We start from the raw sequence: 22,890 nt of genomic DNA on the forward strand, positions 1-22,890 counted from the left end.
CCGCCCCGCCCGCCCCCCCCCCCCCCCCCCCCCCCCCCCCCCCCCCCCCCCCGCCCGGCCGCCCTCCCCCCCCCCCCCCCCCCCCCCCCCCCCCCCCCCCCCCCCCCCCCCCCCCCCCCCCCCCCGCCGCTGGACCGGGCCTGATGGGGGGGGTATCAGGTGGCCGGTTTCTGTGGCAGTGGCGAGACGGGCATTCCCGGGCCGATCTTCTGCAGATTGCCTGTAATCACCTGGTCGCCTTCCGCTACGCCGCTCGAGATAGCCACCAGATCACCATTGGTCGGCCCGAGCGAAACGATGCGCTGGTCGACGGTATTGTCCTTGCCGACGACGTAGAGGTACTTGCCGAGCTGGCTCGATCCCAACGCCGTCTGCGGCACCATCAGTGCATCGGGCTGCTGCTTGATGTGCAGTCTCACACGAACATATTGGCCCGGCAGCAGCGTGAACTTGGCGTTGCCGATCGTCGCCCGTGCGGTGATGGTGCCGGTCGAACGATCGACCGTGTTGTCGATGAAGGTGAGCTGACCTTTGTGGCGCGGTTCCGTATCGCCGGGAAGCAGGACGTCGACATCGATAGGCCCCGCCTCGCGGGCTTCCTCGATCTGCACCAGATCCGTTTCGCTCGGATTGAAGGTGACATAGATCGGGTCGAGCTGCACCAGTGTGTTGAGCACCGTACCGGCGACGCTGACCAGCGTTCCGACCGAGGCCTGGTTGCGGCCGACGCGCCCGGCGAACGGCGCCTTGATTTCCGAATAGCTCAGATTGAGCTCGGCGGTCCGCACAGCCGCCTGGTTGACGGCGAGCGAGGCCTGGGCCTCACGCAAGCTGCTGGTGCGCTGGTCGAACGCATCCTTGGCGATGTATCCGCTCTTGGCGAGTTCGGTGCCGCGACCGAGGTTGGAACGGGCATAGTCGAGCGTTGCTTCGTCGCGCTGGACCTGAGCCTTCGCCTGTTCAAGGGCAGCCTGGAAATCCTCTGGAGCGATCTTGTAGAGAAGGTCGCCCTTCTTGACGTCGCTGCCGTCGGGCGCGACCTGCTCCTGCAGATACCCCGGCACGCGCGCCTGCAGCGTGATGCTGCGGATCGGCTCGGTGCGGGCGGCATAGTCGAGATAGATCGGGATCGTTTTCTTGACGACGCTCACCACCGGCACCGGCATGACAAACGCCGCCGCGGGTTCAGGTGTTGCCGCCCCTGCCGTACCGGCATTAAGGCCGAAATCGCCCATGTCGAGCAAGTGAACGCTCGCCACCGAGATCGCCCCAACGGCGACGGCTGCTCCCAACGCAATTTTCCATTTACGCATGATCAATTCTCCAATCCTATTCGGCCGCTTCGGCCAATCGCTCGAAAGCGGGTTCGGCAGTTGGTTCGGTCGGTTCGGCAACGGGTTCGCTCTTGCTGCCACGCTCGCGCAGCTGCTCGATAACCGCATAGAAGACCGGCACGAACACCAGCGACAGGATCGTCGCCGCGACCATGCCGCCAAAGACGGTGGTGCCGATCGACTGGCGGCTCGCTGCACCAGCACCTGTGGAGAACATCAGCGGCAGCACACCGAGGATGAATGCGAAAGCGGTCATCAGGATGGGCCGCAGCCGCAGGCGCGCCGCTTCCATTGCGGCGTCGACGATGCTGAGGCCTTCCTCGCGCCGGCGCCGGGCAAACTCGACGATCAGAATGGCGTTCTTCGCCGCCAGCCCGATCAGCATGACGAAGCCGATCTGCGAATAGACGTCGATCTGCATGCCGCGCATCAACAGGGCGACAAACGCACCGAACAGCGCAAGCGGCACCGCGAGCAGGACCATGAAAGGCATGGCCCAGCTCTCATATTGCGCGGCGAGGATCAGGAAGACGAAGACCATGGCGAGACCGAAGACAATCGAGGCGATCGATCCGGCCTTGAGCTCCTGATAGGTGATCCCTGTCCATTCGTAGCCGAAATCCTTCGGCAGTGCCGTGGCGGCGGCACGTTCCATCGCGACGACCGCCTGGCCTGAGGAGAAGCCCGGTGCGGCACCGCCGTTGATCAGGGCCGACGCATTGTTGTTGTAATGCGGGACGGTTTCCGGGCCGACGATAGGCACCAGCTTGCCGAGCGTGCTCAACGGCACCATGCCGCGGGAGGCATTGCGCACATAGAGCCGCGAAATGTCGGCAGCACCCGCACGCGCATCCTTGTCGGCCTGGATCGTCACCCGGAAGGTGCGACCGAACAGGTTGAAATCGTTCACATAGAGCGAGCCGAGATAGATCTGCAGCGTGTTGAACACGTCAGGCAGGCTGAGGCCGAGCAGCTTCGCCTTATTGCGGTCGAGGTCGTAGTTGAACTGCGGCGTCGAGGTCGAGAACGACGAGAACAATTGCTGCGGGTTGAGTTCGGGCTGCTTGCGCGCTTCGGCGAGCACGGCTTGCGTCGCGTCGTTGAGCGCAGCGCTGCCGCGACCGGTCAGGTCCTCCACCTGGAATTCAAAGCCGCCGGTCGTGCCGATGCCCGGAATCGAAGGCGGATCGAAGCTCAGCGCGAACGCTTCCGGAAGTTCCATGAGCTTCGAGCGCACGTCGGCAACGAGCTTCGAGGCGCTCTGGTCAGGGCCGCGTTCGTCCCATGGTTTCAGGATGGCGAATTCCACCGCCGAGTTCGACTGGGCCGCACTGGTGAGGAAGTTCAAGCCGCTGATCGAGCCCACGATGTCGACACCGGGCGTGTTCTGCAGGATGTCGCGTGCCTTCCGCGCCACCGCGTCGGTGCGTTCCAGCGACGCCCCATCCGGCAACTGGATGACCACGAAGAAATAGCCCTGGTCCTCGACCGGAAGGAAGGTCGAGGGCAGGCGCTGCCAGACGAAATAGGTCGCGACAAGCCCGGCCGCGAATATGCCGAGCATGATCCAGCGCAGGCGAATGAGGAAGCGCACACCATGGGCATAGGCATGCGACAGCCGTTCGAAGCCAGTGTTGAACCAGCGGAACAGCACGAACTGCGTTGCCGGGCGGTGGCGCAGGAAGGCGGCGCTGAGCGCCGGAGTGAGCGTCAGCGAGACGAAGGCGGAGATGCCGAAGGAGATCGCCACGGTCAGCGCAAACTGGTTGTAGAGCCGGCCGGAAACGCCGGGTATGAAGGCGACCGGCACGAACACGGCCATCAGCACGGCGGTCGTGGCGATGATCGGGCCGGTGACCTCGGCCATCGCCGCGCGCGTGGCAGCCAGCGGTTTGAGGCCGGCCTCCAGCTGGCGCTCGACATTCTCGACGACGACGATCGCGTCATCGACGACGAGGCCGATCGCCAGCACCATGCCGAGCAGGCTGAGCATGTTCAGCGAGAAGCCGAACATGTACATGACGACGAGCGTGGCCACCAGCGACACGGGAATCGCAATCGTCGGGATGATCGTGGTGCGCCAGCTCTGCAGGAAGATGAACACCACCGCGACAACCAGGACCAGCGCCTCGCCGAGCGTGACCAGCACGTCGTGCATCGATGCCGAAACGAAACGTGTCGTATCGTAGTGCATGGCGTAGCTGACGCCCTTGGGGAAACGGGCCGACAGTTCCTGCATCTTGTCCTTGACGCGCTGCTGCAGATCGAGCGCGTTCGAGCCCGGCATCTGGTAGACCGCGAGCACCACGGTCGGGTCCTCGCCGAAGAACGCCGACGACGAATATTGCAGGGCGCCGAGTTCGATGCGCGCAACGTCGCGCAACCGCACCAGCGAACCGTTCGCGGCATCGGCGCGCACGATGATGTCGCCGAATTCCTTGGGATCGCTCAGTCGGCCGACGGCGTTGACCTGCATTTCGAAAGCGGTGCCGGCCGGCGCCGGTGACTGTCCGATCTTGCCGGCCGCGACTTGGACATTCTGCTCGGCGATGGCGTTTTGGACATCGACGGCGGTGATGCCGAGATTGGCGAGCTTGTCGGGATCGAGCCATACGCGCATCGAATAGCGCCGCTCGCCGAAGATCTGCACGTCGCCGACGCCGGGCAGGCGCTTCAGCGGGTCGACCACTTGCAGGTAGGCGAGGTTGCTGAGCGCGACCGGATCGACGGAGCCGTCGGGCGAGGTGAGATTGACGATCAGGACGAAGTTCGGGTTCTGCTTCTTGATCGTCACGCCGCCTTGGTTGACGATGGCCGGCAGCGAGGACGCCGCCTGTGAGACGCGGTTCTGGACATCGACGGCGGCGGTGCTCAGGGGATAGCCGACCTCGAAGGTAACGGTGATCGTCGACGAGCCGTCATTGGAGCTCGACGACGACATATAGGTCATGCCTTGAACGCCGTTGATCTGCTGTTCAAGCGGCGTCGTGACGGTGTCGGCCACGACTTGCGCACTGGCGCCCGGGTAGTTGGCGCTGACCACGACCTGAGGCGGCGTGATGTCGGGAAACTGCGAGACAGGCAGCAGGAAATAGCAGATCGCCCCGGCGAGCACCATGATGATGGCGATCGACGATGCGAAGATCGGTCGGTGGATGAAGAAGTTTACCATGACACGTACGCCTCGCCCGATGCTCTCGCCTGGCCAAAGGCCTTGGCCACTCTGGACAGCCGTCGGCTGCGGCTTTGCCCCGGGTCTTCCAGGAAACGAGGCGTCGCCTTGCGGCTGCGGCCTTGCGTATCCGCAAGGGTACGCAGCATTGTCTCGAAAGAGCGCGGGTCGACACGGTCGGCCTTCATCAGCATCCGGATCATCGGATCCTTCACAACTTCGTCGATCGTCAAATCCTTGCGCTGCGACATCGTAGCGGCTCCTGGCTTGGCGATCTGCGGCGTACGCCGCAGATCGGGTGGTCTTCCTGTTCGCGGCCAAAGTCGCCTGGGGCGCAGTTTCATGCCTGGGCCGATTCGGCGGAGGCTATTCACAGGCGCCTGCGAGATTGACACGAGGCAATGGGGGTGTTACCAGTAAGTAACATCTAGAAGTTACAGACCGGTAACACCCTAGTCAAGAGGTGTACCGAGGGATTTTTCGGAAACCCCGGAAACCAAGGAGGTTTTGATGGAAGACTGTACTGCGGAACGCATCCGCCCCCGGGATCGCATCCTGGAGACGGCACGGGATATGTTCCACAAGCATGGCATCAAGGGCGTCGGCGTCGACGCGATCACTGAGGCCGCCGGTACCAACAAGATGACGCTCTACCGTCATTTCGAGTCCAAGGACGATCTGGTCATCGAGTGCCTGCGGGCGACCGCATGCAGCGCCAACGCGATGTGGCAAAAGTTCGAGGCCGAGCACCCGGGCGACAAGCTTGCGCAACTGCACGCCTGGGTTCGGATGGCAGCCGACTGCCTGATGATGGACGGCCGCGGTTGCGACATGGCGAACGCCGCCATCGAGTTGAGCGAGACCGACCATCCGGCCCGTCGGGTGATCAAGGAACTCAAGCAGGCCCAGCGCGACCGTCTGGTCGGCCTGTGTCGGGATGCCGGCATCGGCCAGGCTGAGCTTCTCGCCGATACACTGTCGCTGCTGCTCGAGGGCGCCCGCGTCAGCCTGCAAAGCGTCGGCGCCGAAGGCCCGAGCGCGCAGTTCGTCCGCATGGCGGAAGGCTTGATCACCTCGTTCAGGGCCAGATAGTCTCGCAAGCGGCGAAAGATCGGTGGCGTGTTCATTGCGAGCCGCGCCGCCGACTGCTCTTTTGTCCGTTCGGATGGACCGTCATCGCGCTTCTCCTTTGCGGTCCGTCGCCGCACCATTCCCGGCACTACCTGTTGCTTGTTGATCAGCAGGATAGGACCGATAGCGAATTGGTGAGAGTGACAAGTGTGACGGGATTCGTCGGATCTGCTGATCACGGCTGCAACTTGCCCTACCGCTCGCACCTTTGCGGGCCAACATGCTGTCGGCATCAACCCTGGTGACAGCCCCCGGCGCTCATCCGGAGCCGGAACAAAAAAAGCCCGCTGCCGGGAGGAGGTGGCAGCGGGCTTGATGTCGAATACGGCACGGGAGGAGGGTGCGCCGCACTCAGCGTCGGCATCGCATCTGGGAGGAGTAGATGGCCGACACGCAACATATATGGGTTGCTTAATGATTCGGCAACCACAAAAGTTGCATAGCTGGTGTGCAGATTTGCGGCGTCGTCTCAAAATTCGCGATGTCGGTCTGGAGCGCGGCGTCACTGCACCGGGACGTTTTCCTTGAAGATCAGGCGCGGTTCGATGAATTTCCGCGTCAGATAGGGCGCCGAGGAAGCAATCGAGCCGAGCAGGCGAATGACCGATTGCTCGGCGATCAGCCGTGCATTCTGGTCGATCACCACGTCGAGCAGATCGTCGACGAGATAGCCGCGTGTCGCCCTTGTCAAGTCGTGACAAATGAACACCGGCTTCCTTTGCGGCTTGGCTTCCAGCAGCGCTTTCGCCACGCCAGAACGTCCGGCGCCGACGCAATAGATGCCGAGCAGCTCCGGCTCATTGTGCAGCGCCTTCATCGTTGCCGTATAGCTGATATCAGGCTCGTCGTTGATCTCGACGGCGCTGGTCACGGTCAAATTGGGGAACTCCTCGCTGAGCACGGAGCGAAAGCCCATTTCGCGTTCCTCATGCCCGCGATAAGAGCGTGAGCCGACGATCATTGCCAGATGGCCCGGACGCCCGCCCAGGAAACGTCCCATCAAAAGGGCTGCGGTGCGCCCGGCGACACGGTTGTCGATGCCGACATAGGCCGATCGCGGTGCGCCCGGAACGTCCGACACCAGCGTGACCAGGCGGATGCCGGCCTCGACGATCTCGCGCAGGATGTTGCGCGTTCTCGGATGATCGATCGCGATGGCGCCGACGCCGTTTGCCTTGAGCGAGAGGTTTTCGACGGCCGCCTGCAACGCGTTCGGCGAGATCCCGGCGAGCTTGTGGATGCGGCAGGAGGCGACAAGCGGCAGGCGTGCCGCATAATCCTCGATATGATTTGCCAGATCCATCATGAAGGCATTGGAGCCGATCGGCAGGAAGAACTCGAGATGCGCCGGCCGCGAGGGCAACACGACCTGATCCACGACCGGCAAATAGCCAAGCTGCTTGGCCGCCTCCATCACCCGGTGCCGGTTGGCGGCGCTGGCGCCTGGCCGGTTGTTCAACACCCGGTCGACCGTTGCGGTCGACAGCCCGCAGCTTCTGGCGATGTCCGCAACGGTGGCTTTCATTGTCGCAGTCATAGGAGCGGATGTGATCCTGTACCAGAGATACGGCCAACCCGGCTTCCAACTGGCCACTCAGCCCTGCGATTGCTTCCCCTGAACGATGGCGTCGCGGATCTCCTCGTCGGACATGCCGGTGATAATCCGTTCGACCTCAGTGACGCTGGTGTTCTTCGGATCGATGTCATCGGCGACCACCTTGCCGCGGCGCATGACGACGATGCGGTCGACCACCTGGAAGACGTGATGGATATTGTGGGCGATGAAGATGCAGGAATGGCCCGAATCGCGGGCGCTGCGCACGAAGCTCAGCACACCTTGCGTCTCGGCGACGCCGAGATTGTTGGTCGGCTCGTCGAGGATGATGAGGTCGCTGTCGAAATGCATGGCGCGCGCGATCGCCACCGCCTGCCGCTCGCCGCCGGAGAGCGAGCCGATCGGCGTGGTTGGCGGAATGTTCTTCGAGATTCCGACCTGCTTGAGCAGATCGCGGGCGACCACGTTCATCGCCTCCTGGTCCATACGGTTGAGGAAACGCGGCGGCTTGATCGGCTCGCGCCCGAGGAACAGGTTGCGCGCGATCGACAATTGCGTGACCAGTGCCGAGTCCTGGTAGATCGTCTCGATGCCGTGGGCGATGGCGTCGCTGGTGCTGCGGAAGTCTACCTTCTTGCCGCGGATGAAGATGTCGCCGCTGGTCAGCGGAACCGCACCCGACAGCACCTTGATCAGCGTCGACTTGCCGGCGCCATTGTCGCCGAGCAGACCGACGATCTCCCTTTCATTGACATGGAAATTGGCGTCTACCAGCGCCTGCACGCGCCCGTAGGACTTGCGGATGTTTTCCATGCGGACAAGCGGTTCGGCCATGGTTCAAGTCCCCGCCTGATGCCGGCGTTCCAGCCATGAGTGGAGCGCCATCATGCCGAGGATGATCGCGCCGATGAAGATGTTGTAGGCAAGGCCCGGCACGCCGATCAGCACGATGCCGTTGCGCATCACGCGCAGGATCAGGATGCCAAGCACGGTTCCGATGATGGTGCCGCGTCCGCCGGTCAGCGCCGTGCCGCCGATCACCACCATGGCGATGACTTCGAGCTCGTAGCCGGTGCCGCTGTTCGGGTTGGCCGCCGAGGTGCGCAGCGAACTGATGACGCCGGCAAGCGAAGCCATGATCGACGACAGGATGAACAGGCCGATCTTGACGCCGCTGACATTGACGCCGCGCGCCCTTGCCGCATTGGGGTTGCCGCCGGCCGCCTGGATCCAGTTGCCGGTCCGGCTCTGTGTCAGCACGTAACCGAGTGCGATCGCGGCTGCGATGAACCAGAACAGCGACATGTAGATGCGGAACGGCCCGATGAAGAAATCACCGACCAGCGCCTCGGCGAGCCAGCTGCCTTCGGCGCTCCAGGTGCGTTGCGGAAATCCGCTGGTGACGAACAGAGCGGTGCCGCGCACCACCAGCAGCATGCCGAGCGTCACCAGGAAGGATGGAATCTTGAGTTGCGTCACGAACCAGCCATTGACCAGCCCGATGAAGGCGGCAACCAGCAAGGCCACGATAAAGCCGGCTTCCAGAGAGGTGAGGCCGCTGTTGAAGAGCGTCCACATCAAGACGGGCGAGAAACCGAACAGCGATCCGACCGAGAGGTCGAATTCGCCTGAAGTCATCAACAGCGTCATCGCCAGTGCGATCAGGCCGAGCTCGACCGTGAAGGCGAGTATGTTGCTGATGTTCTGCGGCGACAGGAAGTCGTGGTTGAACCCCCAGAACACCGCGAGCTCGACGACAAGCAGAACGAAGGGCCCGAATTCCGGCCTGGCGATCGAGCGTTGGATGATGGAGCTGTTTTCCACGTTGGACCCGCGACATGGTTGGAACTGGCCAAGCCCGGCGCCGCATGCGGCGGTTCGAGGCTCGGCGGAATGATAGGGATGACCGCGGCAGGCGTGCCGCGACCATCCCGATCGCAGTTTTATTTTCCGGACAGGATGTCGTCGTAGACCTGTGCGGTGTCCTTTTCGTAGAGTGCGCCGGTGATCACGTCGAAGCCGGGCGGAATGCCGCTGGCAGCCATGTTGGCGATCGAAAGCGCCACATAGCTGGTCGCCTGCGGATCCTGCCATTGTGCGGCATTGACGTAGCCGGTCAGCACCTCCTGGGTGGTGTCGAGCGAGTTGCCCCAGCCGACGACCGGGATTTCGCCCGGCTTGATGCCGGCTTGGTCGAACACCCGCTTGATCGAGCCGGTCACCAGGTCGCCGAGACCGATGATCGCCTTGACCTTGGCCCTGTTGGCGGTGAGGTAGTCGACCATGCGGTTGATCGCTTCGGCCTGATCGAGCGTGGCTTCGGTGATTTCATAAGTGATGCCGAGTGGCTCGAAGACGCTCTTGATGCCTTCTTCTTCCTGGACGCCATAGGTGGCGCCCGGGATTTCGACCGGCATCCAGACGAAATCGCCCTTCTTCACCAGGCCCTTGTCGACCAGATACTGCGCCCAGTTCTTGCCGAAGGTGACGTTGTCGCCGCCAACATAGGCGTTGAAGTCCGCCTTCGGATCGGGGGTGTTGAAATTGATGATCGGGATGTTTGCCGCCCGTGCTTCCTTAGCGAGCTCGATAAGGCTGCCCGGGTCGGGGCTGGTGGTGGTGATGCCGTCCGCTTTGGCGGCGATGGCCGCGCGAACAGCCTCCTGCTGGGACGACACGTCGCCATTGTGGAACGAGGTGTTGACGGTGTTGCCGGTGTCCGTCGCCCATTGCTTGGCGCCGGCGAGGAAGTAGGTCCAGACCGGATCGGCCGGGCCGCCATGCGAAATCCAGTAGAAGGTCTTGGCCTGTGCCGCCGCTGGGATGGCCAGCGCCACGATCAAGCCGAATACAAATAGTCGTAGCCTTGTCAGCATTTGATTTCCTCCCATTTTGAAAACTTCCTCCACCTCCGACGACGATCACGGCAAACCCTGATCGTATTTCTTGCCAGCGCCGATCTGGATGCATCAGAGCATCCGCTTTTTCGACATATGGCAAGCCTCCATTTGCCAGTGGTAGTTGGCGCGCGAGAAGGCGCCATCAGTAGTCCCATCAGATTGCATCAGTTTGGCTGATATTTTCCAGGCAGGCGGATCCTCAATTCGAGCACCAGGCCGGGACATCTCCGTCGCAGTCGGGGCGGGAACCTAGATAAGATCGGCCCTGGCGAGGTCGCGCATCAGATGGCTGGCACCGTAGGTCCAGTGGGGACAGTCGGGTGACAGCCGCACCCGGTTGACCAAGGCGCCGAATTTCTCCGATGAGATGGTGACGATGTCGCCGACCTTGTGCGTGAAGCCCTTGCCCTTTTCGCCGCGATCCTTCGACGGCACGAACATGGTGCCGAGATAGAGCGCCAGCCCGTCCGGATATTGGTGATGCGGACCCATGGCGGCCGCGACCAGCTCTTCCGGCGAGCGGCTGATCTCGGCCATCGAGCTGGCGCCCTCCAGCGAGAAACCGTCCTCGCCCTCGACCTTCAGGCGCACGATGGCCTGCTTCACGTCATCGATGGAAAAGTTATCGTCGAACAGCCGGATGAACGGGCCGAGCGCGGCCGAGGCATTGTTGTCCTTGGCCTTGCCGAGCAACAGCGCCGAGCGCCCTTCGACGTCGCGCAGATTGACGTCGTTGCCGAGCGTCGCGCCGACGATCTTGCCGCTGCTGGCGGCGATCATCGTGATTTCCGGCTCCGGATTGTTCCAGGTGGAAACCGGATGCAGGCCGACATCAGCGCCGAAGCCGACCGACGCCATCGGCTGGCATTTGGTGAAGATCTCGGCATCGGGGCCGATGCCCACTTCCAGATATTGCGACCAGGCGCCGCGCTGGATGAGCTTGGCCTTGATCTCCATCGCCTCCGGCGAGCCGGGCTTGAGCTTCGACAGATCGTGACCGATCAGCCCGGCAATGTCGGCGCGAATGGCGTCCGCCTTTTCGGCGGAGCCACGCGCCTGCTCCTCGATGACCCGTTCGAGCAGGCTGACGACGAAGGTGACGCCCGACGCCTTGACCGCCTGCAGGTCGACCGGAGAAAGCAGGTACGGTTTTTGCGGATCGCGCGCGGCCTGGAAACTGTTGGCGGCGATCGCATCAAGTGATCCGATCGGTTCGCCCCCGGCCGCGTGGACGTACCCTGCTGGGTCTGGCATCTCGCAGACGTCGCGCACGGTTGGTGCCATGCTCGACGTGATGTCGAACACCCTGCCGTCGCGCACCGTGACCACCAGCGGATGGGGCGTATCGCTTGTCCGGGCGCGGCCGATGAAGAGGCCCTCGTTGGGTAGGAGAGTGGTGTTCGTCATGGCTTGCGGTCCTCTGCTGTCTTGTTCTGCTGCGACGGTCATCGCTGCCGGACCAGGTTCACAAACAGCCTGGCCAGCGGCGGCGGCACTTTCAACAAATTCCCGCCAAAGGTCTATCCCGTTCCTCGCGGTCGAGCCCTGCGCTGCATTTCGCATCGGCGGACGCCATCCTCTTAAATCCGCTGATGCCGAGATCAAACGCTCTTTCAAAATCATGAAATCGTCACTAGGATTTTCATTTGACGAATTGCATTCAGGTGCCCCTTGCCCCTACCGTTTTCCGATCCGATCTGGCACAAGCCGCCGGCGGCCCCTGCGTTCCGGTCGCTTTTTCCCGGCGGCCAGCGTGCCGATGTCGTCATTGTTGGTGGCGGGATTCTCGGTCTGTCGACAGCCTTGCATGCAGCCCGGTTCGGCCTTGCCGTGCAGGTGCTGGAAGCCGGCGAAATCGGCCAAGGCGCATCGGGCCTGAATGGCGGTCAGGTCATCCCCGGCCTGAAATATGATCCGGAATGGCTGCTGGAGCATTTTGGCTCCGAACGCGGCGAGATCCTCGTCAATTTTGCCGCCTCGACGGCGGACGCCGTCTTCGAATTGATCCGCGACGAGAAACTGGCGGTGCCGTTCGTCCGTAACGGCTGGATCCAGGCAGCGCATACCGAGACGGCGCTGAAGGCGGTGGCGAACAGGGACCGGCAGTGGCGGAACCGTGGCGCCGATGTCCGGATTCTGAGCCAGACCGAGATCGCCGCGTTGACTGGCGCGCAGGGCTATCTCGGCGGCTGGCTCGACCGCCGCGCCGGCGTGATTGATCCGCTTGCCTACACGTCGGAACTGGCACGGATCGCCTCGGCCGCGGGCGTGAAGATCGCCGAACACCAGAAGGTGGTGCGCCTCGATAAGAACGCCGGCCTTTGGCGCATCTCGACGGAGGAGGGCGCCGAATTGCAGGCGAAGGCGGTCATTCTGGCGACGAACGCCTATACCGGCGACCTGCTCGCCGGTCTCGCCGAGACGATCGTTCCGCTGCACTCCTTCCAGATCGCGACAGCACCGCTGCCGCCCGATCTGGCGGCCGGGATTCTACCGGAAGGGCAAGCAGTATCGGACTCACGCCGCATCCTCGTTTATTACCGCAAGAGTGCCGACGGGCGGCTGGTGCTCGGCGGGCGCGGCCGGATGGCGCTGCCGACCAGCGAAAGTGATTGGGCGCATCTCGAGCGCGCGCTGCTCCGGCTCTATCCCGCACTATCCGGCGTCGCCGTTGAAAAGCGCTGGTTTGGCCGGGTGGCGATGACGCCGGATCACCTCCCGCATATCCACGAGCCCGAGCAGGGCCTGATGGCCGCGGTCGGCTGCCAGGGCCGTGGTGTCGGCCTGATGACCGCGCTTGGCGAGCGCATTGCCGGCTATCTGGCGAGCGGCGACGCCAGGCAAATGCCGTTCCCGGTCTCGCCGATCCGGCCGATCCCATTCCAAGTCTTTCGGCAGGTCGGCGTCGCCGCGACGATCGCCTGGTATCGTATGCTGGATGCATTCGAGCGCTGATTTTATGCCGATGCAGGAATCAGCTTGACAGTTTCATGATTCTGAAAAATTCTTGAGTGATTTCAAATTTCGATGGGCAACCCTGATGTCGACCATCGTTGCAAGGCAGCCGCTGCCGGAGTCCAGGTCCTCGACGGGTTTCCGGTTGGCCATGCTGCTGCCGGGCGGGCTGGTCACCTTCTTCCTGATCCTGTTTGCCCTCGGCCTCGTGGTTTTCCTCGCCCTTCGCGGCAATGACGGTTCGCTGCTGGGCGCCGGTTTCACTTTTGCGAATTTCATCACCGTGGCATCCGACCCGCTGTACTGGACGGTAACGCTGCGCTCGCTGGCCATTGCCGGCCTGGTGACGCTGGCCACGGTCGTCACCGCCTATCCCGTCGCCTACTACCTGGCCTTCCATGCCGGAAGGCGGCGCGGGCTGCTGCTGTTTCTGGTGACGCTGCCGTTCTGGACCAGCTATCTCTTGCGCGTCTTCGCTTGGAAGATCGTGCTTGCCTACAATGGCGTGCTGAACTCGGCGCTCATCGAAAGTGGCATCTGGTCCGAACCGACACTGGCGTTTCTCAACACGCCGGCCGCCGTCATCGTCACGCTGGCTCACGCCTATGCGCCGTTCGCCATCCTGCCCATCTATGTGGCGCTGGACACGATCCCGAAATCGCTGCTCGAAGCCGCATCCGATCTCGGCGCCAGACCGTTCACCAGCTTCCGCCGCGTCGTGCTGCCGAACTCGATGCCGGGCGTGCTGGCGGCGGCTCTCGTCGTCTTCGTGCCGACGGTCGGCGACTATGTCACCCCCGCGCTGGTCGGCGGCCCTGCCAGCACCATGATCGGCTCGCTGATCCAGGCCCAGTTCGGCAAGGCAAATGACTGGCCGTTCGGCGCAGCACTCGCCGTTGCCGTCATGCTGGTCATCCTTGCCGTGGTGCTGGTCGTGCGTTCCGCCGACCGCAGATTTGGCAGCCGGACATGAGCGCGGCGCGGAAAGACGCTAAGAAAGGTGGGAGTTGGCTCGGCGCCTACGTCCTTGTCTACCTGGTATTTCTGTATTTGCCGGTATTGCTGATTCCGCTTTTCTCCTTCAACGATTCGATCCAGGCGGCGTTTCCGCTGCAAGGCTTCACGTTTGAATGGTACAAGACGCTGTCCGGCAATTCGGCGCTGTCCGGCGCGCTTGCCAACAGCCTCGTCATCGGTGCAATTGCCGCCACCGGTGCCACGCTCTGCGGCATCACCGTGTCCTACATGGATCTCTTCGGCCGTTCGCCGCTTGCCTCCACGATCAGCGCCATCGCGCGGCTGCCGATCCTGATTCCCGGCGTCATCGTCGGCATCTCGCTGTTGATCCTGGTCAACCTCATTGGCTTCGGTCCATCGCGCACCGCCATCGTGCTCGGCCACATATTGGTGGCGCTGCCGACGACGGTGGTGATCATGAAAAGCCGCTTCGCCGCTATCCCCAAGACCATCCACGAGGCGGCACTCGATCTCGGCGCGTCCGACTGGACGACATTCAGGCGAGTCATGCTGCCGCTCAGCCTGCCCGCCATTGTATCAGCATTCATGCTGGCCTTCCTGACCTCCTTCGACGAGTTCATCGTCGCCTTCTTCCTCGCCGGCACCGAACCGACGCTGCCGCTTTATATCTGGAGCCAGCTGCGTTTCCCGAAATCGCTGCCGACCGTCATGGCGCTGGGCACGGCCATCCTGGCCGTGTCCTTCGTCATCGCGGCAATTGCCGAAATCCTGCGCCATCGCGGGCTCGCCGCCGCTCAGCGGCCGGTGCCCGCCAACCTGTCCAAACCAGAAGAAACCGAAAGAGGAGAACTGCAATGGCATTCGACCTGAAATCGATAAATCGCAAGACAGTCCAAGCCGGATTGGCAGCCTTCGCGCTGGCGCTTTCGTCGACCGTCGCGCTTGCGGCCGACAAGTTGCAATATTTCACCTGGTCGGGCTACGAACTTCCCGACTTCAACAAGAGCTTCCTCGCCGCACACCCCGATGGCGTCGAGGCCTCGATGTTCGGCGACGACGATGACGCCTTCACCAAGGTCAAGGCCGGTTTCCGCCCGGATGTCGCGCATCCCTGCTACGACAAAGTAGCGCGCTGGAACAAGGAAGGCCTGCTGCAACCGATCGACACCAAGCGCATCAAGAACTGGGATTCGATCTTTCCGGTCTTCAAGAACCTGCCCGACCTGCAGGCCGGCGACGGCAAGGTCTGGATGGTGCCGTGGGATTGGGGCAACACCTCGATCCTTTACCGCACCGATCTGGTGAAGAATCCGGAACCGAGCTGGAACCTGCTGTGGGACAAGCAATATGCCGGGCGCATGGCGACGATCGACGCCGTCCACGATACGCCGGTGGTGGCGGCGCTTCTTGCCGGCGTCAATCCGTTCGACATGACGCCGGAACAGATGGAAAAGGTGGCTGAAAAACTGCGCGAGCAGCGCCCGCTGCTCTCCAACTACACCACCGACATGACCTCCGTCGAACAGGCGCTGGCGAGTGGACAGTTGGTCGCCGCAATGACCTGGAACGCGTCGGCCACCTCGCTGAAGAAGCAGGGCGTGCCTGTCGAGTTCATGAAGCCTAGGGAAGGCATGCTGACCTGGGCGTGCGGCTTCGTCATGCTCAAGGACGCCAAGAATGTCGACCTCGCCTATGATTTCATCAACAGCCGGCTGGAGACGGGTTCGGGAAAATACCTGATTCAGGCCTATGGTTACGGCAGCTCAAACAGCTCGGCCTTCGCCGCGGTGCCGAAGGAGGAACTGGAAAAGCTGCAACTGCCGTCCGATCCGGAAGTGATGCTGAAGACCACCGTCTTCACCGGGCCGATGAAACAGAATGACGAACTCGCCAAGATGTTCGAGAAGGTCAAGGCAGGCGGCTGAACCTGGCCTTCCCTTCTCCCCTTTGTGGGAGAAGGTGGCCGAGCGGAGCTCGGTCGGATGAGGGGTGCTCCAGCTCGGCACAACCGCACTCCGGCCAGCACCCCTCAACCGTCTCGGCGCTGCGCGCCGATCCACCTTCTCCCACAAGGGGAGAAGGGAGAACCGCGAAGCGCCGCTCCAGGATACCGAAAACGAGGTCGGGAATAGATGGACATGCTGAACGAAACGGCTGAAAAGCCGAAGGACGACGCTGACGTGCGGGTCGGCCGGCGTGTGCGGGCGCTTAGGCTGGAACGCAATCTTTCGCTGGCCGAGCTTGCCGCCAAGGCCGGCGTTTCAATCGGGGCGCTCAGCCAGATCGAGCGCGGCCTGTCCTCGCTTCGCGTCAAGGTGATCTGGCCTCTCGCCGCCGCGCTTGATATCGAGCCCTCGGCGCTGATTGCTGACGGCAACGACGGCGTCAACGATCTCTATTGCGTACGCGCCAACGGTCGGCGGCAGATCCCGGTGAAGTCGGAAGGCATCGCCAAAGCGCTGCTGTCGCCGCCGGCCGCTACGCTCACCGGCATGCTGGTGACGGTGGAAGTCGGCGGCGGCACCGTCGAAGCCTACGCCCATCCCGGCCACGAATTCGGTTTCGTCCTGTCGGGCGAAGTCGAACTCGTGATCGATTCAACCACCTACGGGCTGAAGACCGGCGACAGCTTCGCCTTCAAAAGCACCTTGCTGCATGCCTTCCGCAATCCGGGCACCGAGCGCTGCCAGATCCTTTGGGTCAACACGACCAAGCCGTCCGAGGTTCGCGATGGCGCCTGATCCTCTCGTCCGGCTGGATGCGGTGTCGAAGGTGTTTCCCGGCGGCATCGTTGGGCTGGACGCCGTCGATCTCGACATCGCCCGCGGTGAGTTCCTGACCTTGCTCGGGCCCTCGGGTTGCGGCAAGACCACTAGCCTGCGGGTGATCGCCGGTTTCGAAAGCCCGTCGAGCGGGCGGGTGCTGCTCGAAGGCCGAGACATCACTTCGCTGCGGCCCTTCGACCGGCCGGTCAACACCGTGTTCCAGGACTATGCGCTGTTTCCGCACATGGACGTTGCCGAAAATGTCGGCTTCGGTCTGTCGCTGCGCAAGCTTTCGGGCACCCAACAGGCAAAGCGTGTCGGCGAAGCGCTCGACATGGTCGGCCTTGCCGAGAAGCTCGGCGCCCGCGTGTCCGAATTGTCGGGCGGCCAGCGCCAGCGCGTCGCGCTTGCGCGTGCGATTGTCTGCGAACCGCGTGTGCTGTTGCTCGATGAGCCGCTGTCGGCGCTCGACGCGCATCTGCGCGAACAGATGCAGGTCGAATTGAAGCGGCTGCAGTCGCGGCTCGGCACTACCTTCGTCCTGGTCACCCACGACCAAACCGAGGCGCTGTCGATTTCCGATCGTATCGTCGTCATGAACAAGGGCCGCATCGAGCAGATTGCGCCGCCGGCCACGCTCTACGACCGGCCCGCCACCAAATTCGTCGCCAGTTTCATCGGCACGATGAACCTGCTGCAGTCGCGCTTTGTCGGCCGTGACGGCGATCGGTTGCGTTTCGCCGCCGGCGCCCTGCCGCTCGAAGCCACGTCGGAAACCGGCGAAGCGCCGGGAGAAGGTGCGGTGCGAACCATTGGAGTGCGTCCGGAGGATCTTTTGGCGACGACCGAAGCAGCGACCGGCACCGCGCCGGTGCGGGTGAGCAGCATCGTCTTTCACGGTCGCACCTTGCGCCTGCACGCCGAATTGGGGCAGGGGGTACCAGTGGTGATCGATGCGCCACGCCGGGCGGAAGGTTTTCAATTCAGCGTCGGCGACGTGGCGCATATCAGCCTGCGCCGCGGCGCTAACTGCCCTATGCTACCCGGCTAATCTGATCCCCGTCCTTTCCAGAAAACCGGAGCACTACCCATGAGCAATTACCTGAACTTCTTTATCGACGGAAAATGGGTCGCGCCCGTGGTGCCGGTAACGCTGGATGTGATCGACCCGTCAACCGAAGAGGCCTATACGAAAATCTCCGTCGGCTCGAAGGCCGATGTGGATCGCGCCGTGGCGGCGGCGAAGGCGGCCTTTCTGGCCTTTTCGCAAACCAGCAAGGCCGATCGCCTGAAGCTGCTGAAGCGCATCCTCGAAGTCTACAACGAGCGCTACGAGGACATCGCCCAGGCTGTCAGCCAGGAGATGGGCGCGCCGATCACCTGGGCGCGCGAAGCGCAGGCCTGGGCGGGCAGGGCGCATATGGAAGCCACTATCAAAGCGCTGGAGGATTATGAATTCAGCGAGAAGCGCGGCACCACCATGGTGGTCAAGGAGCCGATCGGCGTCTGTGCGCTGATTACGCCGTGGAACTGGCCGCTCAACCAGATCGTCTGCAAGGTGGCGCCGGCGATCGCCGCCGGCTGCACCGTCGTGCTGAAGCCTTCCGAGATCGCGCCGATCAGCGGCGTCATCTTTTCGGAAGTGATGGAAGCGGCCGGCACGCCGAAGGGGGTCTACAACATGGTCAACGGCACCGGTCCCGACGTCGGACAGGTCATGGCCGGCCATCCCGACGTCGACATGGTCTCGTTCACCGGTTCGACCCGGGCCGGCATCATCGTCGCCAAGACGGCGGCCGAGACGGTCAAGCGCGTCGCGCAGGAACTCGGCGGCAAGTCGGCCAACATCGTGCTGCCCGATGCCGACTTCGAGACGGCCGTGCGCAAGGGCGTCAACGCCTGTTTCGGCAATAGCGGCCAGTCCTGCGATGCGCCGACGCGCATGCTGGTGCCGGCCGCCCGCCACGATGAGGCGCTGGTGATCGCCAAGAAGGCGGCAGAGGCGCACAAGGTCGGCGATCCGCGCTCGGAAGACACCAAGCTCGGGCCGGTGGTCAGCAATATCCAGTTCGACAAGATCCAGCGGCTGATCGAGGCCGGCATCGCCGAGGGTGCTACGCTGGTCACCGGAGGACCCGGCCGGCCGGAGCACCTCAACCGCGGCTACTACATCAGACCGACCGTCTTTGGCCATGTCACGCCAGGCATGACCATCGAGAAGGAGGAGATTTTTGGGCCGGTGCTTTCGGTCATCTCCTATGATGACGACGACGACGCGGTGAGGATCGCCAACGACACGGTCTATGGCCTAGCCGCCTATGTGCAGTCCGGGGATATCGATCACGCGCGAAAAATCGCCGGTCGCCTTCGCGCCGGGCAAGTCTCGATCAACTATCCGGAATGGGACACGTTCGCGCCCTTCGGCGGTTACAAGCAGTCAGGCAACGGCCGCGAATATGCCGACTGGGCGATCCATGATTTCCTCGAGATCAAGGGCATCATCGGCTACGGCGCGTAGGGCTTAACCCGAACAGCGCCGCGCATCCAAGAAGGACGCGCGGCGCTGTAGCGGGTCAATCCGAGCTATTCGGCGGCTTCGCGGACAGGGATCAGGCGCCGCTCGACCTGTTGGAGATGCAGCCGCATCGCCGCCGCCGCGCCGCCAAGGTCGCGCTCGGCGATCGCTTCGACGATCCGTTCATGGTCGGCGAAGCTGTGATGGTCTGCCGGAGGGCGAGCGCCTTCTGAGCGAAGACGTCCCCAGACTACGGTTCGGCGCACAGCGTTCAGGACGTCGAACAGGCCGAGCAGCACATTGTTTCGGCTCGCCTGCGCAATCTGCCGGTGGAGCAGATTGTCGATGTTCTCATATTGCCGCCATGTGACAGCTTCCCGCGTCTGCACCAGCGATTGCCGCATCGAGGCGATATCGGAAAGCGTGGCGTGCAGCGCCGCTTCGCGCGCAATCTCGGGCTCGATGATGAGGCGCGCGCGCATCACGTCGGCCGGATTCGTGCGCCCGGCGATTTCCGAAATCCCGATCGTCTCCTCGACCGGTCCACTGCCGACGAAGGTGCCCCTGCCGACGTGACGCCAGATGCGGCCGTCCTTCTCGAGCACTGCCAGCGCCTTGCGCAGATCGCCGCGCGATACGCCGAGGCTCTCGGACAGTTCCCGCTCGGCAGGCAGCCGTGTCTCGCCGGCATGGTCCATCTGGGCAAGATAAGCCTGAAGCTGAACCAGGGCGGCGTGGCCGCCATTACCGGGATCGTCCATCAATTTAACCAATCCGCGTATGATTTCCCTTGTCGGTGTTAAAACGATTAGCGGAAACCGTCAACTGCCGAGTTTTCCAGGCCCGCCAGTCCGACACGGTGCAGTTTCTCCTTGACCAATTCGCTCCACAGCCTTAACCAATTAAGATAATGGTTACAAAAAACGGGAGGAATGACAATGGCCAGCATGACCAGACGTACCATCCTTGCCACCGCTTTTGCCGCGGCTCTGGCATGGGCACTGCCCCTGTCGGCCGCAAATGCGGGCGACATGCGCATCGCATTCGGCGACCTTCCCGGGATCGAATCCATCCAGACGCTCGCCGCGATAGAGCGCGCCAAGGAACGCGGCGTGAATGTCGAGCTCATTGTTCTCAATGACGAGGATCTGGCAGCCCAGGCCATTGTCGGCGGTCAGGCCGATGTCGGCATCGGCGCGCCCTATACTTTGATCCAGAAGGTGGGCGTGCCGATCCGGATTTTCGCGCAGATATCGACGCTGCGCTTCTTCCCTGTCGTCAACAGCGAATTCTACAAGGAATGGAAGGATCTCGATGGGCAGGAAGTCGCTGTTCAGGCGCGCGGCTCCGGCACCGAGGCGGTCATGCTCCTGATGGCGAAAAACCACGGCATCAAGCTCGGTAACATCAGCTATGTCCCGGGTTCCGAGGTTCGCCGCAATGCGCTGCTCCAGGGGACCATCAAGGCGTCGATCGTCGATGCCGCCAACCGGCGCGCGCTCGAGGCCGAAGCCCCCGGCAAGTTCATCGTTCTGCCGGTCGAGGATCTCGGCGCCTCGGACGAAGCGCTTTTCGCGACCGCAGACTATCTGAAGAACAACGCCGCTGACGTCGACATCCTGGTCGAGGAACTGATGAAGACCGCGCGGGAAATAACCGCGAACCCGACTGTCGCGGTCGAGTTCCGCAACAAGTACAAACTGCTGCCGGATCTCGGCGCGGAGGCGGACAGCGAAATCACCGAATACTACAAGGAAACCGCGGAAGCCGGCAGCCTTGCCCTGAATGGCGGCGGAGCGGATGCGGCCAAAGACGACTTTGCCTTCTTCAGCCTTGCCGGCCAGATCGAAGGCGATCCCGCGAGCCTCAAGGTCGAAGACTTCTGGGATGTCTCCGCAATCGACCGCGCCGTCGCCAAGCTCGGCAAGAAATAGGCGGCCTGCCGGATGGCCGTAAGCATCAGAACCGACGGCGAGGCTGCCGGCCTCGCTTCCTCATCCAATCGCAGTGCAACGGGCGCATCGTGGGACCAGCCGATCCTGCTCAGGCTTGTGTCGATCGCCCTGTTCGCGGGAATCTGGGAGGTGGCCGGGCGTATTCCCGTCAGCTTCGCCTTCCCGACTTTTTCCGACACGATCGTCGCGTTCTTCGGACTGCTCGCCGACGGCAGCCTGGCGACCGCCTACCTTTCGACACTGCAGCCGCTGGTGCTTGGCATTGTCCTGTCGGCGTTCCTCGGTGTCGGCCTCGGCACGATCTGTGGCCTGTGGCGCACCGGCGAATGGCTGGTGATCCCTGTGTTCATCGTGCTTCAGGCAGCGCCCGTCGCCGCCTTCATTCCGATGGTCACGTTCGTCTACGGAATAGGCATGACCGCCAAGACGCTCGCCGTCATGATCCTGGCGCTGCCGGTCATCGTGCTCAACACCTACAAGGCCGTGCGCAACGTCAACGAGTCGCTGCTGGTCATGTGCCGATCGTTCCTGGGCACCCGCTGGCAAACCGTCACCAAGATCATTCTTCCGGACGCCAGCCCGGTGATTTTTGCCGGCTTGCGCCTCGGCGTCGCTGCCGGGTTCGTCGGCGTGGTGCTCGCCGAACTGCTGATTACCCCGACCGGCATCGGCGACCTCATCACCTTCCATCGCTCGCGCGCAGACTACGCCGAGATGTACGCAACAATTGCCTCGATCATCGCGCTTTCCACCCTGACGCTCGTCTTTCTGCAGTGGGTGGAGGTCCGTGTTTTCAGGCCCGAGAGTAGAGGTGCTTAAGATGGGCGCGACCGCATTGCGAAATGGACCGTCGCCGGTTCCCGCACCAATCGATTCGATCGTGGAAGTGAGGGGAATTTCCAAGACCTACGGCAATGTCGAGGCGTTGCGCGGCATCGATCTCGACTTTCCCAGGGGCAAGCTGACCAGCCTTCTCGGACCCAGCGGTTGCGGAAAGACGACGCTGTTGAAGATCATAGCTGGCCTAATACGGGCCGATGGCGGCACCGTCGCGATCAACGGCAAGCGCGTCGGCGCACCCGGCCCCGAACGCGCTTTCGTGTTCCAGGACTTTGCGCTGATGCCGTGGGCGACCGTGACACGCAACGTCGCCTTCGGACTGGAATTGCGCGGCACCAACAAGGCCGAGCGCGAGGAGATCGCGCGCCGCTACATCGCCGAGGTGGGTCTCGCCGGCTTCGAGGACAAATACCCGCACGAACTGTCGGGCGGCATGCGCCAGCGCGTCGGCCTGGCGCGGGCCTTGTCGGTCGATGCCGACGTCCTGCTGCTCGATGAACCGTTTTCAGCCGTCGACGAGCAGAACCGGCGGAAGTTCCAGGAAGACCTGATCCGGCTGCGCACCAACCAGAACAAGACCTTCATCTTCGTGACGCACTCAATCGAGGAGGCGGTCTACATCTCCGACCGCATCGTCTTGCTGTCACCGAGACCCGGCCGGGTGTCGCAGATCATCGAACCGGAAATCGATCGCACCGGCGACCCGGAGCGCATTCATCGCGACAGGCACTATCTCGATACCGTCGACGAGATCTGGCAGGGGCTGAAGCAGTATGTGGAGTGACCGGCC

At 63.1% G+C, this 22,890-nt stretch carries 20 protein-coding genes; 11 read left to right on the forward strand and 9 right to left on the reverse strand.

Features of this window, described 5'->3' with window-relative positions:
* Positions 1-155: 155 nt before the first annotated feature.
* From AC0L3N_RS30680 to AC0L3N_RS30690, 3 genes are read right to left on the reverse strand one after another with little or no spacing between them, the layout of a single operon-like run.
* Positions 156-1,313 (reverse strand): efflux RND transporter periplasmic adaptor subunit, encoded by a 1,158-nt coding sequence (locus AC0L3N_RS30680; protein ID WP_473551322.1) that lies wholly within the window; start codon positions 1,311-1,313, stop codon positions 156-158.
* 16 nt (positions 1,314-1,329) lie between these two features.
* The gene (locus tag AC0L3N_RS30685; RefSeq protein ID WP_473551323.1) at positions 1,330-4,506 is read right to left on the reverse strand and encodes an efflux RND transporter permease subunit; all 3,177 of its coding nucleotides are present in this window, start codon (positions 4,504-4,506) and stop codon (positions 1,330-1,332) included.
* On the reverse strand, positions 4,500-4,757 hold the full coding sequence (locus AC0L3N_RS30690; RefSeq protein ID WP_473529520.1) for a hypothetical protein: 258 nt from the start codon (positions 4,755-4,757) through the stop codon (positions 4,500-4,502). Before AC0L3N_RS30690 ends, AC0L3N_RS30685 begins: the two co-directional genes overlap by 7 nt.
* Before the next feature lie 259 nt (positions 4,758-5,016).
* Here AC0L3N_RS30690 and AC0L3N_RS30695 point away from each other — a divergent pair, with 259 nt between their 5' ends.
* Positions 5,017-5,598 carry a TetR/AcrR family transcriptional regulator gene (locus AC0L3N_RS30695; protein ID WP_473551325.1) on the forward strand — a complete coding sequence of 194 codons (582 nt, stop codon included), beginning with the start codon at positions 5,017-5,019 and terminating at the stop codon, positions 5,596-5,598.
* Between the two features lie 541 nt (positions 5,599-6,139).
* Here AC0L3N_RS30695 and AC0L3N_RS30700 read toward each other — a convergent pair.
* From AC0L3N_RS30700 to AC0L3N_RS30720, 5 genes are all read right to left on the reverse strand, one after another.
* Positions 6,140-7,162 carry a LacI family DNA-binding transcriptional regulator gene (locus AC0L3N_RS30700; protein ID WP_123147462.1) on the reverse strand — a complete coding sequence of 341 codons (1,023 nt, stop codon included), beginning with the start codon at positions 7,160-7,162 and terminating at the stop codon, positions 6,140-6,142.
* A 69-nt stretch (positions 7,163-7,231) separates the two neighbouring features.
* Positions 7,232-8,026 carry an ATP-binding cassette domain-containing protein gene (locus tag AC0L3N_RS30705; protein ID WP_123146973.1) on the reverse strand — a complete coding sequence of 265 codons (795 nt, stop codon included), beginning with the start codon at positions 8,024-8,026 and terminating at the stop codon, positions 7,232-7,234.
* Positions 8,027-8,029: 3 nt separating this feature from the next.
* Complete coding sequence (locus tag AC0L3N_RS30710) at positions 8,030-9,016, reverse strand: ABC transporter permease (RefSeq protein ID WP_123146974.1); 987 nt, start codon at positions 9,014-9,016, stop codon at positions 8,030-8,032.
* A gap of 119 nt (positions 9,017-9,135) precedes the next feature.
* On the reverse strand, positions 9,136-10,068 hold the full coding sequence (locus AC0L3N_RS30715) for a substrate-binding domain-containing protein (protein ID WP_095491966.1): 933 nt from the start codon (positions 10,066-10,068) through the stop codon (positions 9,136-9,138).
* A gap of 273 nt (positions 10,069-10,341) precedes the next feature.
* Positions 10,342-11,499, reverse strand: coding sequence for a fumarylacetoacetate hydrolase family protein (locus tag AC0L3N_RS30720; RefSeq protein ID WP_473551327.1), 1,158 nt, complete (start codon positions 11,497-11,499; stop codon positions 10,342-10,344).
* 264 nt (positions 11,500-11,763) lie between these two features.
* On the opposite strand from AC0L3N_RS30720, the gene AC0L3N_RS30725 reads away from it, so the two are divergent.
* From AC0L3N_RS30725 to AC0L3N_RS30755, 7 genes are all read left to right on the forward strand, one after another.
* Positions 11,764-13,047 (forward strand): NAD(P)/FAD-dependent oxidoreductase, encoded by a 1,284-nt coding sequence (locus AC0L3N_RS30725; protein WP_473551328.1) that lies wholly within the window; start codon positions 11,764-11,766, stop codon positions 13,045-13,047.
* Positions 13,048-13,132: 85 nt separating this feature from the next.
* Positions 13,133-14,020 (forward strand): ABC transporter permease, encoded by an 888-nt coding sequence (locus AC0L3N_RS30730; protein WP_123146976.1) that lies wholly within the window; start codon positions 13,133-13,135, stop codon positions 14,018-14,020.
* Positions 14,017-14,895 (forward strand): ABC transporter permease, encoded by an 879-nt coding sequence (locus tag AC0L3N_RS30735; RefSeq protein WP_473551330.1) that lies wholly within the window; start codon positions 14,017-14,019, stop codon positions 14,893-14,895. The genes AC0L3N_RS30730 and AC0L3N_RS30735 overlap by 4 nt, the downstream gene beginning before the upstream one ends.
* A complete protein-coding gene (locus tag AC0L3N_RS30740) occupies positions 14,880-15,950 on the forward strand; it encodes an ABC transporter substrate-binding protein (RefSeq protein WP_473551331.1) in 1,071 nt (356 codons plus the stop codon). Before AC0L3N_RS30735 ends, AC0L3N_RS30740 begins: the two co-directional genes overlap by 16 nt.
* Positions 15,951-16,157: 207 nt before the next feature.
* The gene (locus AC0L3N_RS30745; RefSeq protein WP_473551333.1) at positions 16,158-16,766 is read left to right on the forward strand and encodes a helix-turn-helix domain-containing protein; all 609 of its coding nucleotides are present in this window, start codon (positions 16,158-16,160) and stop codon (positions 16,764-16,766) included.
* A complete protein-coding gene (locus AC0L3N_RS30750; RefSeq protein ID WP_473551334.1) occupies positions 16,756-17,841 on the forward strand; it encodes an ABC transporter ATP-binding protein in 1,086 nt (361 codons plus the stop codon). The genes AC0L3N_RS30745 and AC0L3N_RS30750 overlap by 11 nt, the downstream gene beginning before the upstream one ends.
* Positions 17,842-17,880: 39 nt before the next feature.
* Positions 17,881-19,308 (forward strand): aldehyde dehydrogenase family protein, encoded by a 1,428-nt coding sequence (locus tag AC0L3N_RS30755; protein ID WP_473551336.1) that lies wholly within the window; start codon positions 17,881-17,883, stop codon positions 19,306-19,308.
* A 65-nt stretch (positions 19,309-19,373) separates the two neighbouring features.
* Here the strand turns inward: AC0L3N_RS30755 and AC0L3N_RS30760 are convergent, their stop codons facing one another.
* Positions 19,374-20,066 (reverse strand): FadR/GntR family transcriptional regulator, encoded by a 693-nt coding sequence (locus AC0L3N_RS30760; protein WP_065010097.1) that lies wholly within the window; start codon positions 20,064-20,066, stop codon positions 19,374-19,376.
* Between the two features lie 177 nt (positions 20,067-20,243).
* Here AC0L3N_RS30760 and AC0L3N_RS30765 point away from each other — a divergent pair, with 177 nt between their 5' ends.
* The 3 genes from AC0L3N_RS30765 to AC0L3N_RS30775 are packed head-to-tail and all read left to right on the forward strand — an operon-like array spanning position 20,244 to position 22,884.
* Complete coding sequence (locus AC0L3N_RS30765; RefSeq protein WP_473551337.1) at positions 20,244-21,239, forward strand: ABC transporter substrate-binding protein; 996 nt, start codon at positions 20,244-20,246, stop codon at positions 21,237-21,239.
* Positions 21,240-21,251: 12 nt separating this feature from the next.
* On the forward strand, positions 21,252-22,079 hold the full coding sequence (locus AC0L3N_RS30770) for an ABC transporter permease (protein WP_473551339.1): 828 nt from the start codon (positions 21,252-21,254) through the stop codon (positions 22,077-22,079).
* Between the two features lies 1 nt (position 22,080).
* Positions 22,081-22,884, forward strand: coding sequence for an ABC transporter ATP-binding protein (locus AC0L3N_RS30775; protein ID WP_473551340.1), 804 nt, complete (start codon positions 22,081-22,083; stop codon positions 22,882-22,884).
* The last annotated feature ends 6 nt before the right edge of the window (positions 22,885-22,890 follow it).

This window comes from Mesorhizobium sp. WSM4807 (assembly GCF_055811615.1).